The organism is Chelativorans sp., assembly GCF_031180965.1.
In the GTDB taxonomy this organism is placed as follows: Bacteria; Pseudomonadota; Alphaproteobacteria; order Rhizobiales; family Rhizobiaceae; genus Chelativorans.
Genome location: NZ_JAPSLH010000024.1, coordinates 27,000 through 42,151, shown reverse-complemented (window position 1 = coordinate 42,151; position 15,152 = coordinate 27,000). Strand labels below are relative to the sequence as shown.

The following is a 15,152-nucleotide window of genomic DNA, read 5'->3' as shown; positions in this document are numbered from 1 at the left end:
ACGCCTGTGACCCAGACGGCTTTGCCGACCAAACTATCCCTACTCGGAAGCGAGACCGACGTATTTTAGTAGATGCGATCGCATGTCGGTTGGCGACCAAACAATTTACAGGGCAAACACCGACGCTTCGGTACCGTCGAACCACCCGCGCGAAATGACGGTGTTCACCAGCCCCTGCGGATTCGAGGTGTAGCACACAATGGCAAGGCTCTCTTCGGCACGGCTGCAGGTGACGTAGAAGAGCCGCCGGGTCCGATCGATACTTGTTTCCTCGCCGCTTGCTTCTCGCTTCAGATCGGTAGCGCTTTTTTGCTCGAGGCCGAAAAGCTTATCGTACTTGAACAGGAACCCTCGTGCTTCATCGTCACTGATGACGACCATGACCCGAGGAAACTCCAGCCCCTTGACCCCTTGATGCGTGCCGAATGGCGATCGCCCGCTCACGTACTGGTCATAAGCCTCTATCTGGTCGAACGGCGAAGCCAGCATGCTCCGCCACGCGGCTGTCTCGGAGGTATCAAAGACCTCGGGCGGCCCACCATCGCTCGGCTCTTGATCCACAACTCCGGGATCGTCGGGCTGCGCAAAGGGAAGCAACGCGTCCGGAACGGTGAAGAGACCGGTTCGAGCAACTTCCTGGAGTACGTCTCGGAACGTTGGGTTCTGCGCGCTGTCTACGATGGCTTTCAGGCTACGGGCCGCCTCGTTGGCGCGCTTTAGCTGCTCCATCTGCTTTTCCTGGGTTGCCTTGAGCGCGGCGGGATCGAGCAGTGGCGAAAACTTCCGCACCACCGCTGCCACGGCGAAGTCATCCTCGGCACGGAGCGCCTTGACGAGCGGCAAGACCTCCTTGCTGAAGAAGCGAAGAGTGCCGATGTTCCCTCGAGCAGCGACGTCTGCAGCCTGTCCTCGGCATAGATCGGCTCGAACATCCGGGCAAAGCCGAAGCGGACGGCCGCCATGTGGTGTTCGAGTGTGAGTGTCTTGAAGTCACGCTCCGCTGAGGCCCAGGCCGGGTCGCCAGTCACTTCCGACATCTTCTGGGCGATCAGCCGTTCCGCCATCATCTTGTCCGGAACGGATGCGGGAAGAGCGAATAGCCTGACAAACCCTTCGGGCTTTTCGCGCCGCCCTTCCTGCACGAGGCCATCCGCATCGGCACGAATTCGATTGATGAGCCTGATGACCCGGTGTGGACAGCGATGGTTCATAACCTTCTGGGGAAATACCCAGCCCGGCAGGTTCTTGCCCAGATCGACCTTACCGTCCGCATAGATACGCTGCATGGTGTCACCAAGCAGGCCCAGCGCGAATGTCCGGGTATGCGCGGCCTGTACCGTGAGCAAGGCGTTCATAAGGTGCCGGTTGGTGTCCTGGCTCTCATCGACCAAGAGGAACGGATACCTCGAGATGAGTAGCAACTGCAGGAGCCGCTTATTCGTCAGGAACTCCGAAGTAATCGAGATGACCTCGGCGTGATTGAGCGCGTCGCGCGTCTGGTTGTCACCGGTAGGGCTGTAAATGAACTTTTTCACTCCCGACAGGGCAGCTAGCCTCCGGCGCTTGCTCGCGAGGGAGCGGACGCGGTCCTGGTGCGTCTTTGTGGCTTGATTTTTCGTGCCGGCAATCTGTTGTTCAAGCTCAGCAATCCGGGTTTCGAGATTGGCCTTGACCCACATCCGGATGTCATCGTTGTATCCGCTAATCATCGACCATGCGAAGGCGTGGATGGTCGAGATGTCCACCCGCGCGTCATATTTGAGACGGCTGGCAATCTCGTCGCATGCAGCATTCGTATAGGTGATAACGCCAACCTTCTGCCTCGCCAGTGCTAAGCGCTTGCCGCTCGGGGTCGACAGGACATGATTGACCGCATCGACGAGCGACCGCGTCTTGCCCGAACCCGCGCCTGCGAAAAGGAAGAAGCTTTGCGGCGTGTCCAGGTTTAGGCATCCCCGGATAAGCTCATCCGCCCTCTTGTCCCGCTGACCGTCGTCCAGCTGATCGGCAATCATTTGTCGCCTCCCAGGTCAGTGGACAGCACCTCGATCTGCTTTTTCTCGAGTTGCCCGTTCAGCCACGCAAGTCCGTCGGCGATGTAGGCAGGCACAGCGAGCTTGTCGAAGCCCTCTGCCCCCAGTACGTTGAGCGCGAACTCGGCCTTTACGCCTTTGCGAAGCGCCTGGAAGAGCTTCGCCCCGGTCTCGGCCACACTTGCCGAACCGGATATTGCCTCTCTGAACTTGGCGACAAGGCCGATACCCTCGAGCTCGGAGAAGAACTTCATGTTGGTGAACGCGAGCGCGTCCTCGAAGGTGTAGGGCATAGCCGTCTGGGTTGGTGCGCCTTCGGGCCAGACGACATCGATCGGCGTCTGGTAGGCCACGCGCACTTCATGCAGGGCAGTCTGCTTTAGCACCTTGTCGATACCAGGCGCGAGTAACTCGTCGATCTCGGTTTTCTTGGGCCACCACGATTTGAGCGTATCGTTGTTGGTGACCTGGCCTTCGCCGACCTTCGGCTGCACGGCCTCGCCCAACTGGGCGTCGAGGTCGGTAATGATGAGGGTGGTAATACCGAGAAGATCGATCAGTGGCTTCAACCGATGCGCGTGGCTGCCGCCGACCTCCAGCATGCTCACATAGCCCTGGTTCACGCGGGCATAGTCTCGCGCGATGAAATTGGGCAGGAACATCCGCTCGGCGGAGCCTTCAACCAGTATCACGGCGTCGGCAAAGAACACATCGGAGGCTGCGCCCTAAGGTAGCGCGTGACGAAGCGCTTGGTTTCACTCTCGTCGCCGAACGCATTGGTCAGGTTGATCACCACGGAGGTCGGGATCTGCACCTTGTTCACACCCGCCGGCAGGCGCCGGAAGTAGCGCAAGCAGTCGTAGGAGGTCTCATGGGCGACATGGCTCGAATGCGTGCTGACGACTAGTTGCGTACACAGCGCTGGGTTGTCTCCCAAGTCTACATGCGCTCGCAGAACCTCGTAGGCCTTCTTGATGAAGACTTGCTGGACCTGGGCGTGCAGATGTGCCTCCGGCTCCTCGACCAGAACGAGGTGCAGGGGCTCCAACTGGCCCGCATCCGGTGCCTTGGCAGCTTTCCCCACCCGCATCCAGGCGGCCCGGAAGCTCATCAGCCGGAAGATCATCGAGATGAGGTTTTGGTACCCCAGGCCGTTGTTTCCCTCGGGCAATCGCAGCACCGGCACGACCGCGCCATCCCCCTTCACTACGTCCACCTGGAAAGAAATGGCGGCCTGGTGGTTGAGGCCATCGACGGGTTTCAGCCGGGTTGAGACATGCGGCTTGGGATCGGTGATCCCTGGATAGCCCATCGTTTCAACTTCGGTGAAGGCATCCTTGAAACTCTCCGTAAGCTTCAGGTCGAACGCGTCCTGCGCTTCTTCGATCGCCTGCAGCGCGCCGATATCGGCCGGATCGGGGTGCTCCGATGGATCGAGGTGCCGCCTGTAGTAGGCACGTACCTGATCGGAAAGCCTTTGGCCTCCGGGCGATGATACGCCCTCTTCGTCGTCGCCGCGATGGGCTTCGCCAATTCCCCGCTGCGCGCTGATCTCATCGACCCGGATGAGGCCGGCAAGCGGGTCGCCTTCATGTGGCGGGATGCCGGCAATGAGCTGCTGGGGTTGAGCCAAGGAGTTAATGGGCTCGACAAGTTTATCCGGATCGAGCGTGTAAGCTCGTACCTCGAAATGCGCGTTGAGGCGTCGCTCCAAGAAATCCATCAGCGACCTCGGCCACAGGGTCAGCTTCGGGGCACGTGCGGGAGCCGCGCTGGGCTCGGCGCTCGGGGCTGGGATCGCGGCCTTCATCTTCTGCGCGTTCGCGAACGATTCCATGAATTCCTTATGGAGCGCCGGAATATCCTTCGGCTCGAGCCGCAACCGCACGCCGAGTCTGCCGCCGGTCCAGTCGAGCTTGGGTACCAGCTTGCTTACGAAGTGCAGTTCGTTGGGGGCGACGTTGAACCAGATGTCGAGGACAGGCAGGAACGGTACCCAGGCGTCCATCTCAAGGTCCGGAGGCTCCGCTCCCTCGGCGTCGATCCAAGTTTGTCCAAGGGCGTCGATGCCGGCCCAGTGGCAAAGTGTCAGGTCGTACTTCTCGAAAGTCCTGCCGCGTTTGGTAAGAAAGCGGCGGAGCGCAAGCATGGCCGAGGTCTTTCCGCTGTTGTTTGCGCCAACAAGAAGCGTGGTCTTGTCGGCCAGGTCGATCCGTACCGAAAGCAATTTTCGAAAATTCGCGATTTCAAGATGAGCAATATGCATCTCAGCCCCTCAAACCACAGCTTAGTGTAGCATTTAGCCTGACTCACACGAAAACAGTAGCCCGCCTTAGCTGCTGAAAGTTGCCGGTCCGCAGCCGGCCCCAAAGCGAACGCTGGTCCGCAGGCTAGACCTCGCTTCCGATCGACTTGCTCAACGAGCGTCCGTCTTCAAGGTCATTTGGGTCGCCAAGGGCGTCTTGCGCGCGTCAGTAGCGGTCGGCTCAATATCGGGATGGCCATACCGTCAAGGTGGTCTCTTGTTTCGAAATAGCTGCTGTCAGCTTCTGATCGCTTTCTTAACCGCCTCGGCGAGCGCGCACATTGGATCATGCGACGCTGACGGGTAAAGCGCGCTTCGGACGACCTGAGGAAAGCGGCCGCTCTTCTGCCAAAAACGAACAGGATCGAAGCTGAACTTAGCAATGAGGCGCCGCCCGAAATCCATTTCCGCGTGTGAGTAGAGAAGCTTCTGCTCGGCGCTCGCGCACTCCGGATATTCACCGAGGAGATATCCTTCCTGGATATGCGGACGCACCGCCGACGGCGGGCAGACGCTCGCGAGCCGAACGATCTGTAGACCTGCCTCAGCACTCGCAGTGATCGCACCGCTGATGCTCGGGATGCCGAGGACGAAAACATAAGCTTCGCCTTCGGCATCGAGCGAGGCAAAGGATGCAGCAATGCGCAACGACTGCGTCACATCCAGGAGCGGCGTCTTGCAGATTTCATAGTGCTGCAATATGGCCCAACGAAGGATACGTTGGCGCGCGAGGCGCTCGCGGCCAAGCAACTGTCGCTCTTCATATTCCTCGATCAGCGCTTGCTCGGCAACAATCAGCTTTGCAAAGCGTTTGTCGATCACGGTGTGAGTCGGAACCACGTTCGACTGCGAGCCCCTGAGCAATGTCGGCTTAAGGGAAGTGTATCTGAGGCGGTTCTTATAATCGCCTGATTGGCCGCGGAACATCAGGACAAAATCACGATTTCGAAATTGAAGCTCGGCTACCTTGGTTGCGAGGTCCATATAGTCACGCACGCGGTGAGCCGGCGCTTTCCGAATGGCGCTGCAGGTTAGACTCTCGACATCGCCTCTCGAAAAAGTCCAGATTTCTGAGTGCCGATTATATCCATGCGAAGAGCCTTGATTCGACCATCCAACGGGAAAAGACCTACCATAGAGCGATGCCTACGACTGGTTCGTAGGCACAGTAGGGACCCTTTAGCGCCGAATTTACACCGCAGCGGTTGCCCAGCTGAGCGGCGCTTACCGGGACTTTAACCGAAGAGCAGACCGGCACCTTATGCTCCCGCTCTGCGTCCGGAGCAAAAAGAACGGCAGGTTTTCGGGCTGTGTGAGAAATAACCCAAGCAGCGACAATGAGGTCGCTAGCCGAACGGCAGCTATCTCTTAATCCGAACCAAAACCGGACGGCCTGCATTCGGCCCCGATCCGGAATAAAGCTTCGCCTGGTGATTCCTGCCCTTGGCCCAGGTGTTCACGGACCGAGAGCGAACATGATCGGTCAAACGGTCACGACGATCTTGCCGAGCTGTTCGTTCGACTCCAGGAAGCGGTGCGCCTCGACGATCTGGTCGAAGGGAAAGGTCCTGGCGATGACAGGCTTAAGGGCGCCCGTTTCCAGTCCTTCGAGGATGAAAGCCTTGGCGGCCTCCAGCCGCGTCCGATCGCCGACGACCTCGTGAACGAGGTAACCACGCAACGTCAAAGTCTTGCTCAGCACGGCGAACAGCGGGAAGGGCGTAGGCTCGGCGCTCAAGCCGCCATATTCGATGAGTATGCCACCGCGTGACATCGACGCCGTCAGAGGTTCGAAGATCGGGCCACCCACGGCATCGAACACGACGCGCACACCTTGCGTGCCGGCGATGTCCTTCAGCCGGGCTTCCAAGTCCTCCTCCTCAGAAACGACGACATGGGTAGCGCCGAAATCGAGCAGAGCCTGCTTTTTGGCAGATTTCCGTGTGACTGCGATCGCGGTCGCGCCGATCACATTGGCGATCTGGATCGCGGCAAGACCAACACTGCTGGATGCCGCGGTGATGACAACAAAGTCTTCACCGTGAAGTTTGGCGATATCGATCAATGCGCCGTAGGCGGTGAGATATGGCATCCAGACTGCCGCGGCCTCTTCCCAGGTAAGGGACGGCGGGTGCCTGACGACCAGTTCTGCGGGAAAAGTGGCAAGCTCACCATAGGCCGGCCAGCGAGCCATCGATATCGGCGGCACCACGCTGACGGCGTCGCCGGGCGCGAAACCGCCCACGTTCTCGCCCACCGTTTCGACAACGCCAGCGGCCTCGAGGCCGAGGCCGGACGGGAATGTCGGCGTCTCGATATAGGTCCCCCTTCGCAGCAGAACGTCGGCCCGGTTCAGACCCAGCGCCTTGACCCGGATCTGAACCTCCCCTCGACCGGGCCCTGCGACAGCGATATTTTCAATGCGCAGAACCTCCGGACCACCATGTTCGTGAACGCGAATGACGCGAACCATCGGGCTACAACTCCAAAATGATTGAATTGAATGAACGATCTATGCCGGCAGGAAAAAATCAAATAAACAGCTGAAGCCGCAAGACAGTCGGAACCATTGGTTTTGAATCATGGATCGCCTCGCCAGCATGGCTGTGTTCGTCAAAGCCGCCGACCTCGGCTCGTTCGCGGCGGCTGCGGCGGCGCTCGATTTGTCGGGACCGATGGTCGGCAAGCATGTCCGTTTCCTTGAAGAGCGGCTCGGCATGCGTCTCATCAACCGGACCACGCGCCGGCAAAGCCTCACTGAGTTTGGACGCGCCTACTATGAGCGCTGCCGGGTGGTGCTCGCCGAAGCCGAAGCTGCTGACGCACTCGCGGCCGATCAATTCGCCGCGCCGCGCGGAAAGCTACGTGTCACCATGCCGGTGCACTTCGGCCGGCGCTGCGTTGCCCCCGTCCTGTTGGAACTCGCGCGGCAATATCCTGCACTTGAACTTGACTTGTCCTTCAACGATGGCATCGTCGACCTTGCGGAGGATGGCCAAGATCTTGCCATCCGGACCGGCAGCCTGGAGGACAAGGCTGGGGTGATGGCGCGTCGCGTCGCGCGCCAGTGTATGGTGGTCTGTGCGTCGCCGGCGTATCTTGAGAGGCATGGCCGGCCGCAGCAGATCGAGGACTTAAGCAATCATCATGCTGTCGTCTACCGACGGTCGGGCCCTGTTCCGCCGTGGCTGTTTCCGCGCGACGGCCAGCCTGCGGTGGCGGTTACGCCGCCCAACCGGTTGCGGCTCGACGATCTCGACGCCGTCGCTGATGCCGCAGCTGCCGGTATGGGGTTGGCCTGGCTGCCCTATTGGCTGGCTCGTGAGCGCATTCTGGCTGGCGCGCTGGTCGAACTACTGCCCGAGGAGCCACGATTTCTTTACGATGCCTACGCACTTTGGCTGCAGACAGCTCACTTACCATTGAAGGTCCGCGTTGCCATTGATGCGCTGGCCGCAGCATTGCCCAAGTATATGACGCGAAATTCAGAAGAGCGACCGTCGAGATGACAAGCTCGAAAGGGCAGCTTGGGGGCCGGTAGCGGATGGTCAGCTTCCTGTGGCCGGAACGGGACAGCGGACGTTCGAGCCGCCTTGTGCAGCCCGAATAATCTCCGCCGCATCGCGACCTGCTAGGACGAGCTGGCCGGCGGCGTACCAGGCCAAGCCAGGCGAAGGTCCCTGGCATCGTCTTGCAAGCGACTCGGCGGCCCTGCCGGTGTTCGGCATTGTTGCGGCCGGCGAGGTTGCGTTGAGAAGGAACTTGCTTTCGTTTTCCCATGATTGAAATATTTCATTGAAGGATGACCGCGCTGCCGCTAGACGTGCCGAAAATGAGCAATTGCGTAGATGACCAGACGTCGTAGCGACAAGAAGGGTTCCCGAAGGGGCGAATGGGGCGATGAAGGCGTCGGCGACTTCCCGGAGCCCAGCTTCTTCAGCCACCGGCTAGAATCGGCTCGGTCGGTAGCAGCCCAGCCAGATCCTGTTGAAGCTGACGTACTTTGGTTCAACGCCCCAAAGGGATTTGGTTTTGTTCAGCCACTGGGCGGCGACAAGGCCTTCCTTCACGTCAAGCAGTTGGAAGCTGCCGGCATCAGCGACATCGCTGAAGGCGCTCGACTTCGCGTCGTCATCGAACCCGGCCCGAAAGGGTTGAGCGTCACCAGAGTTATGGAAATCCTGTCAACGCCTGCCGCCCCTGCCGGGCAGGAACGAAACCGGAGTTTCGCCAGCCACAATGGCACGGAAGGGGAGGCTTCTGGCACGGTCAAATGGTACAACGCCGAGAAGGGATTTGGCTTCATCGGACGCTCCGACGGGGGGCCGGACATCTTCGTTCATGCAACGGCGCTGAGCCGATCGGGCATCACCACCCTGGAAGAAGGCCAAGCGGTGACTGTCCGTTATGTCGAAGGGAAGAAGGGGCCGGAGGCGAGGGCGCTAGACCTGACCTAGTCCTGCTGAGCTCATCAACTAAGCGGTTGGACCTGTTAGCCCCACATCCATCTTGAAGCTTCAACGGACGTTGTATGATGGCCGTTCCGCATTCCAGCTTAAGCTTCCAAAAGCCATTCACGACTTTTCCAGCTTGGGGCCGTTTGCGGTCAGTCCGCTACCAGCCGGCATTGGCTGAAGCTGCCATTCCGCTCCCGGCCCCGATCCGGCCGGACGGCAACGCGCCCTCGTTTCGGCCGGAAAGGCCGGTGGGGTCACTTCCCAAGAGCAGACGTTCCCCGAGGCGAGTTTCCCGACCTGCGCTACTCGCCTATGCTGAAAGCAACTCGTCGAGCTGCTCCAGCTGCTCCGGCAATGCAGCCGCCCCGCCCTGTAGTGCTTCCTCAAGCGCCTCCTTGGACGGATAGACTTCGTGGAAGTTCAGCAGTGTCCTCCCGCCCTGATCCTCGAAGGTCACGGTCGTGACCGCGCCCTCTTCGCCCTCGTCGTTGGTCCAGACGATGCGCTCGTTCGGCACCACCTCGAGATACTTGCCGTAGAAGGCCATAGTGTCCGAACCGCCGGCGCTGAATTCCAGCCGATATTTGCCGCCGGTACGGACGTCCATATCGCACGATACGAGCGAAACGCCGGTTACCGATTTTGGCACCCACCAGCGCCGAAACAGCTCGGGCTGGCTCCACGCCCTGTAAACCGTGCTCGGCGGCGCATTGAATGTCCGCGTTATGACGAGTTCGCGATCCCCTCTGCGCTCGACTGACGTGCGGTTCTGCGCACCACCTGCACTGTCAACTTGCTGATTCATCGCTTCCCTCCTGTTTCATTTCGCTGATAATTTCGTCCAATGCTTCGAAGCGGGCCTCGAAGAACCTGCGATGCGCCTCGATCCACTCGGCCTCCGCCTGGAGGCCGCGCTTCCCAAGCTTGCATGTTCTCACCCGTCCGACCTTCTGTGTGACGACTAGCCCCGCCCGCTCGAGAACCTGGACGTGCTTCTTCATGCCGGTCAGCGTCATCTGGAACTTGTCCGCGAGACTGGTGATCGACGCGTCCCCTCGCCCAAGCTCATCGATGATCCCGCGGCGGGTCGCATCGGACAGCGCCGCGAATGAGAGATCGAGGAGAGGACCAACACACTGAACCATCTAGTTCAGTGTGTAACCTGCTCGCGCAGGAAGCGCAAGCGTCCCGAACTTCCATGCCGTAGACCGCATTGAGGTTATGCAGCGCGGCGGCGGCAGCAAAAATCGTCTGCTGCGGGTCAAGTCAGGACATCGGATCCCGGAGATTAGCGTTCGCTATTGTTCTTCCCTGCACGAAAAGCGGACCGACTGCTCCCGGCCCCGGAACAGACCGTCCGTAGGGAGCCGAATGAATGGCAAGTTTCGGGCGGCGACGGAAGCACCCCGAACGGCGACAATGAGGTCGTTGGCCGAACGTCGGCTTTCTTAGTATTTCAGCCAGAACCGGACAGTCCGTAGTCGGCCCCACCCTTGCCGTTCAACACACATCAGGTCGCGGGATGACTGACATGGCCTTTAGCCGCAAGCTGTTTGGGTGATCACAGGCCGATCCCGCGCTTCCTGCCGAAGCTCCATTCGATCCCACCCCCGTCGCGCATGACACCAGTGATATGCTGCCCGATGCGGTTGTCCAGCAAAGGCTGCCAAGGCACGAGCTGGAACCCGAGACCGTCGTCGAGCATGGCAAAGCGGCCGGAGGCGAGACTAACGGCACCGGAGAGCCGGCCGCTGACATACTCGCCCGGTTTGGCTTCGATGAAGGTGAGGCCACGCTCGGCCGCCATTGCACGGCCGACGCGCGCAATCTCAGCCTGCTCCAGCCGTTGGAGAATATCGCGCGGCGCGCGCACGGAGCCGTCGGGTAGCCGGGTGGCGTAGCCCATGTCCACGAGGCTCTGCCGGCGTCGGTCGATCGCCTCCGTCACCTCGCGGCCGAAGCCGACTTCGGCCAGCGGCATTCTTTTGGATAAAGCCAGTTCCCGGTCGAGCCAGGTCGCCCCATCGCTCGTAATCTGCCGGTCGAGATCGATGAAGGAGAGCATGCGCACGGCGAAGTCCTTACCGCGATTGCGCGCGTCGTATGCAGCGCCGCGCTCGACGATATCGTCTGGGATTGTCCAATGGTCGGCATCGATCCGCTCGACGATGCCGGCCCGCCGCAACGCTTCCAGGCGGCGAATGTGCGAACTGATGAAGGCATCGGGATCGCCGCCGATGCGGTCGATCTGCCGCTGTGCCGTTTCCAGGTGCTCGCTCGGCCGATAGATGCCGCCATTTGAGACCGCGATGTCGCGGATGTTGAGATCGGCGGCGCGCGGTTCGGCCTTGGACGGGATCGGATCGAGGGCGACGATTTGGCCGCGCCTCACCTCCTCCAGCTTCGCCGCGTCGGCGGTCTCGACATAGTGGGTGCGACCGTCGACACCGTCGACAACGAGATAGAGCCTGTCGTCCATCTCGTCGCCCGCAAGCCCCTTGGCGAGTATGCGCCCGACAACAGGCTTGGCAAGTTCCCTTCCGTGGTTCACGTACTGGGTCGGGCCGCGCTCGTCGGCAATGCCGTGCTCGGCGAGCGCCCGGTGCATGGTTTTGATGATGTCATTGCGTATGCCGAGGTCGTGCAGGACGCGCTCGGCATTCTCGGCCAGTGTCCAGCGGCCAGGGTCGATCTCGGAGGCAAGGCCATATCGCTGCAGCCGCTTGGCCCGATCGATCAGCAGGTGGCGATTGGCGCGCACTGTGTAGCTGTCGCCGGCATGCGGACACAGATCGATGATCCCGTGCTCCTCGCTCTCGGCGATCAGCATCCGGTCGAGACGGGTCAGCCGCTCCGCCTCCACCTCGACGCTGAGCTTGCGGGTAAGATCGGCCTCGGTCTGGGGACCCAGCTCCAGCGTCACCAACTCGCTCGCGCGATGGCGGATACCGTGGGCGATGTAGTCGCCGGCAATGTTGAGCACCCTCCCTTCCTCGGTGACGCCGCGCACCAGGATGTGCGTGTGTGGATGGCCTGTGTTGTGATGATCGATAGCGATCCAATCCAACCGGGTGCCGAGATCATCTTCCATCTGCCGCATGAGATCACGCGTGAAGGATCGTAGGTCGCGCATCTCGACGGCATCCTCCGGCGTGACGATGAAGCGAAACTGGTGCCGATCGTTCCGTCCGCGCACGAGGAAAGCTTTGCCATCTGCCTCGCCCTCGACGGCGGAATAGACTCGGCCCTTCTCGCCGTCGCGCGTCACACCATCCCGTTCCAGATAGCGCAGGTGTGCATCGACCGCGCCGCGACTGACGGCGAACTTCGGACCACGGCCACGGCGCCCAGGGTTGAGCTTCACCACCCGTGCCTTCACCACCACCCGGCGCGATCGGCTATCGGTTCCGTTTCGGCTCAAGCCGCCACTCTCGCGTGGCAAGCCGGCCATGATCTTCGCACCCCGGCCGCGAGCATTGAATCGGCCACTCCCCTGCCCTCCCGAGCCAGCGATGCGGTCCGGGTTGCCGCCTGCCTTCTGCACGGCGATCTTCACCTGGGTGACGAACGGCAGTGAGCGAGTGTTGACCCGCGTGCCACGGCTACGCACCCGGCCCGGCCTGACACGAAAATTCTCGGCATCGCGATCCGCCATGGCGGCAAGATCGAAAGCCGATTCTGCCTTGGCAAGAGGCCTTTGCAGCGTATCGCGCTAAAGTGCAGAAAGACCTACCTCGGCGTGCACAATGCGGAGCGCACATCGCACCAACGCCAAGGATGGCTGAGCCACCGCCAAAATTGCACCTCACGCCACCGTGGCTCAAGGGCGTTTTCGCGCAGCGAAAACAATGTGCAGACAATCACTTGGCGGGCATAGCTCGCCGCGAGCGCAGACTCGCTTTATCTTGCAGTCCTAGTCGCCAGGCCCAGGCGCCAACACAAAGACGGGCGTTTGCCTGTCGCGCCAAAGGCAGATCGGAGCTTGCCACCGTGCGGAAGAGCAATGGCTCGTAGCTAGGAGGCATTCGTGCTCTCCTGATGCTGAGCAGGCGCTGATCCTATTGTTGATGGCTTCGATCGTGCTCTCGAGGCGCTCGATGCGATCTTCCTTGAACATTTGTTCGGGGCCGGTTGGTGCAAGGTCTGTGAATGGCGCCTGATACAGCATCGCTGGGTCCATCGAGCCCTTTTCCCGTCAGATGTTCGATCACCAAGCTGATGAATTCGATCTGCTGATGTGTCGCCGCGTCGTGAGAGATGAACTCTGCGAAGGCATCGTTGATGGCTTTCCGATCCAATCCGACGAGCGAGCGGACGAAGCGTCCGAAGCCGTGGCTCGTCTCTTTGACGCGCTCGATTTCTGCAGGTCCCGCGATACCAGAGTCCACGAGCAACCGCTCAAGTTCCGTCATATCATATGCCGTCAACGGCCGTCCCTGGCGCAGCTTGTCGAGCACCTGATTGCCGCTCAGGCTGCGCAAGAAATGCCGCGCCTTTGCCTTGAAGCGCACGAAATCCGCTTCGCCCACCTGCGGCAGGTGGACCTCTTTACCAGTGCCAATCTCGTCGGCGAAGTGGGACTAGACGATCTCCTTAGGGCCTTTTTCGATGTGCTGGACGAGATCGCGCAGCCGCAGCCGGACGAGCTCCAAGAGCGGCACCGTCACGCCTTCCCAGCACTCAGCGGTCCGTTATTTTCTTAGATCAAGACTGCGCGCGCGGCGATGCCAGGACTCGCGGTCTGGCTGTGGGCGGATAGATCGCGCAATCCGCGCTCTGGAGCGGCTCCTGGCGAGGCTGAACGATTCACGGCAGGAGAGCGAGTTCTCCATCGCCCATCTTCACAGCTCGGCGCGCAGCTCCTGACCTATGTGATCGAACCGTAGCGCGATCGTCAACTACGGCAAGCGCTACCTAGCCGGCCTTCGCGCCGCATGCTGGCTGAGCAGCGGTGAATTCACTCGTCGGCAAGCGGACGGTCAAGAAACAGCAGATACGCTGGTCGCTTCAGGCGCTCACATGCTCATGCAGGTCCGGACAGCAGAGATCAACGGCGAACTTCGCGATTGATTGCGGCGCCGTTCCGACAGCCAGAGCCGAATGTCACATCACTATTCAAGCCCAAACCGCCTCTCCTGCGCGCCGGCTAACCCGGAGAAGTTACCGTCTCGGCACGTCTGCTACTTTCAGCAGATGAAATTGCAAGTGAGCTGCGTTGTGCGCGGCCTATCTCCATGCAAACATCACTTCAACATCAACTGGTAGCCATGGCAACGGTTAACCCCGGCGCCTCTGGCGGCAGCGATGGCTGGTTTTGCCGTGGCGCGAGTTGGGGGTCTAAATAGAGCGGAAGTGGATTCCTCGAAAAGCAGCACGGAGGAAGAACAGGCGGTAAACGTCACGCGCTCGTTCCGCTGCCGACCGCGTGAAGGGTCCGAACTGCGTCGGGATTATCACCATGCTCTGCTGACCCAGGGTGCCAATTCGCTGACTCCGACAAACCGCCCCTGCAGATAGATCAGTGTCTCCAATCTCGGTGAGGAGTCAGATGGACTACATCGAAGTTAACGGAACTTCCCTCCGATATCATCTGCACGGAACGAGTGGACCGATACTCGTGATGATCCACGAGATGGGCGGTTTGATCGAGAACTGGGACGAGGTCATGCCGCGGTTCTACGACGGCTTCAGAGTTCTGCGCTACGATGCGCGCGGCTGCGGCCTGTCAGAGAAGGTACGCGGCGAGCTGTCCGTCGAATTGTTGAGCGACGATTTACTCGCGCTGCTCGACGCGCTTGACCTCAAGGAGCCTGTGGCACTTGCAGCTTGCGCCCTGGGCGCCGCGACGGCTTTTGCTTTTGCTGCCCGCTTTCCCGAGCGGACATCGGCCGTAATCGCGATGAGCCCTGCGATCGATATGAAGCCTGAAGATCGGCCCGCGAGACGCGCCATGCTCGAGAATGTTTTGCGCGACGGAATGAAATCCATCGTGGACGGCGCCATGGCAAGCGGATATCCGCCGGAGCTGCGCGCACGCAACCCCGAACGGTTCCGTGCTTTCCGGGCGCGCTGGCTCGGAAACGATCCGGCGAGTTTCGTCGCGCAGTATCGGCTGCTTATCGACATGGACATCGAGCAATTCGTCAAAGCGGTGCAATGTCCAGCCCTCGGCATCGGCGGAACGCTGGATGTGTTCCGCTCCCCCGAATATGTGCGCAGGGTAATGAGTCCGATTCCGGACGTCGACTTCGTCACTATCGAGACAAGCCATCACCAGACCGTAGAAACGCCCGAAGAGATCGCTGAGGCCATCCACACCTTCCTCACCCGTCGGGTGCTGAGCATGGAAGCCTGACC

13 protein-coding genes are annotated in these 15,152 nt (G+C 60.6%); 3 read left to right on the top strand and 10 right to left on the bottom strand.

Going from position 1 to position 15,152, the window contains the following annotated elements:
* Positions 1–105: 105 nt before the first annotated feature.
* The 6 genes from RIN79_RS16500 to RIN79_RS16475 all read right to left on the bottom strand — a co-directional run bounded on the left by RIN79_RS16500 (position 106) and on the right by RIN79_RS16475 (position 6,811).
* Entirely contained in the window at positions 106–729 is a 624-nt protein-coding gene (locus tag RIN79_RS16500; RefSeq protein WP_309085770.1) for a hypothetical protein, read from the bottom strand.
* Positions 717–2,015: a UvrD-helicase domain-containing protein gene (locus RIN79_RS16495; protein ID WP_309085769.1), complete on the bottom strand. Its 1,299-nt coding sequence runs from the start codon at positions 2,013–2,015 to the stop codon at positions 717–719. Before RIN79_RS16495 ends, RIN79_RS16500 begins: the two co-directional genes overlap by 13 nt.
* Entirely contained in the window at positions 2,012–2,743 is a 732-nt protein-coding gene (locus RIN79_RS16490; RefSeq protein ID WP_309085768.1) for an ATP-dependent endonuclease, read from the bottom strand. Before RIN79_RS16490 ends, RIN79_RS16495 begins: the two co-directional genes overlap by 4 nt.
* The gene (locus RIN79_RS16485) at positions 2,722–4,299 is read right to left on the bottom strand and encodes an ATP-binding protein (RefSeq protein ID WP_309085767.1); all 1,578 of its coding nucleotides are present in this window, start codon (positions 4,297–4,299) and stop codon (positions 2,722–2,724) included. The genes RIN79_RS16490 and RIN79_RS16485 overlap by 22 nt, the downstream gene beginning before the upstream one ends.
* 276 nt (positions 4,300–4,575) lie before the next feature.
* Positions 4,576–5,334: an FRG domain-containing protein gene (locus RIN79_RS16480; protein WP_309085765.1), complete on the bottom strand. Its 759-nt coding sequence runs from the start codon at positions 5,332–5,334 to the stop codon at positions 4,576–4,578.
* 487 nt (positions 5,335–5,821) lie between these two features.
* Entirely contained in the window at positions 5,822–6,811 is a 990-nt protein-coding gene (locus RIN79_RS16475) for a zinc-dependent alcohol dehydrogenase family protein (protein ID WP_309085764.1), read from the bottom strand.
* Between the two features lie 109 nt (positions 6,812–6,920).
* On the opposite strand from RIN79_RS16475, the gene RIN79_RS16470 reads away from it, so the two are divergent.
* Both RIN79_RS16470 and RIN79_RS16465 read left to right on the top strand, forming a co-directional pair.
* Positions 6,921–7,847: a LysR family transcriptional regulator gene (locus RIN79_RS16470; protein ID WP_309085763.1), complete on the top strand. Its 927-nt coding sequence runs from the start codon at positions 6,921–6,923 to the stop codon at positions 7,845–7,847.
* A gap of 339 nt (positions 7,848–8,186) precedes the next feature.
* Positions 8,187–8,795, top strand: coding sequence for a cold-shock protein (locus RIN79_RS16465; RefSeq protein WP_309085762.1), 609 nt, complete (start codon positions 8,187–8,189; stop codon positions 8,793–8,795).
* Between the two features lie 310 nt (positions 8,796–9,105).
* Here RIN79_RS16465 and RIN79_RS16460 read toward each other — a convergent pair whose 3' ends face one another.
* The 4 genes from RIN79_RS16460 to RIN79_RS21625 form a co-directional block, all read right to left on the bottom strand.
* Entirely contained in the window at positions 9,106–9,600 is a 495-nt protein-coding gene (locus RIN79_RS16460) for an SRPBCC family protein (protein WP_309085761.1), read from the bottom strand.
* On the bottom strand, positions 9,584–9,940 hold the full coding sequence (locus RIN79_RS16455; protein ID WP_309085760.1) for a metalloregulator ArsR/SmtB family transcription factor: 357 nt from the start codon (positions 9,938–9,940) through the stop codon (positions 9,584–9,586). The genes RIN79_RS16460 and RIN79_RS16455 overlap by 17 nt, the downstream gene beginning before the upstream one ends.
* A 416-nt stretch (positions 9,941–10,356) precedes the next feature.
* The gene (locus RIN79_RS16450) at positions 10,357–12,450 is read right to left on the bottom strand and encodes a DUF3363 domain-containing protein (RefSeq protein WP_309085759.1); all 2,094 of its coding nucleotides are present in this window, start codon (positions 12,448–12,450) and stop codon (positions 10,357–10,359) included.
* 403 nt (positions 12,451–12,853) lie between these two features.
* On the bottom strand, positions 12,854–13,252 hold the full coding sequence (locus RIN79_RS21625) for a type I restriction-modification enzyme R subunit C-terminal domain-containing protein (RefSeq protein ID WP_375165956.1): 399 nt from the start codon (positions 13,250–13,252) through the stop codon (positions 12,854–12,856).
* A gap of 1,091 nt (positions 13,253–14,343) precedes the next feature.
* Between RIN79_RS21625 and RIN79_RS16440 the strand changes: the two genes are divergently transcribed.
* A complete protein-coding gene (locus tag RIN79_RS16440) occupies positions 14,344–15,150 on the top strand; it encodes an alpha/beta hydrolase (RefSeq protein ID WP_309085757.1) in 807 nt (268 codons plus the stop codon).
* Positions 15,151–15,152: the final 2 nt, after the last annotated feature.

What these genes read in the sequence shown, in the direction of transcription:
- RIN79_RS16500 (WP_309085770.1), bottom strand. Translation starts at nt 729, where the DNA reads ATGGAGCAGCTAAAGCGCGCCAACGAGGCGGCCCGTAGCCTGAAAGCC.
- RIN79_RS16495 (WP_309085769.1), bottom strand. Translation starts at nt 2,015, where the DNA reads ATGATTGCCGATCAGCTGGACGACGGTCAGCGGGACAAGAGGGCGGAT.
- RIN79_RS16485 (WP_309085767.1), bottom strand. Translation starts at nt 4,299, where the DNA reads ATGCATATTGCTCATCTTGAAATCGCGAATTTTCGAAAATTGCTTTCG.
- RIN79_RS16475 (WP_309085764.1), bottom strand. Translation starts at nt 6,811, where the DNA reads ATGGTTCGCGTCATTCGCGTTCACGAACATGGTGGTCCGGAGGTTCTG.
- RIN79_RS16470 (WP_309085763.1), top strand. Translation starts at nt 6,921, where the DNA reads ATGGATCGCCTCGCCAGCATGGCTGTGTTCGTCAAAGCCGCCGACCTC.
- RIN79_RS16465 (WP_309085762.1), top strand. Translation starts at nt 8,187, where the DNA reads ATGACCAGACGTCGTAGCGACAAGAAGGGTTCCCGAAGGGGCGAATGG.
- RIN79_RS16460 (WP_309085761.1), bottom strand. Translation starts at nt 9,600, where the DNA reads ATGAATCAGCAAGTTGACAGTGCAGGTGGTGCGCAGAACCGCACGTCA.
- RIN79_RS16455 (WP_309085760.1), bottom strand. Translation starts at nt 9,940, where the DNA reads ATGGTTCAGTGTGTTGGTCCTCTCCTCGATCTCTCATTCGCGGCGCTG.
- RIN79_RS16450 (WP_309085759.1), bottom strand. Translation starts at nt 12,450, where the DNA reads ATGGCGGATCGCGATGCCGAGAATTTTCGTGTCAGGCCGGGCCGGGTG.
- RIN79_RS16440 (WP_309085757.1), top strand. Translation starts at nt 14,344, where the DNA reads ATGGACTACATCGAAGTTAACGGAACTTCCCTCCGATATCATCTGCAC.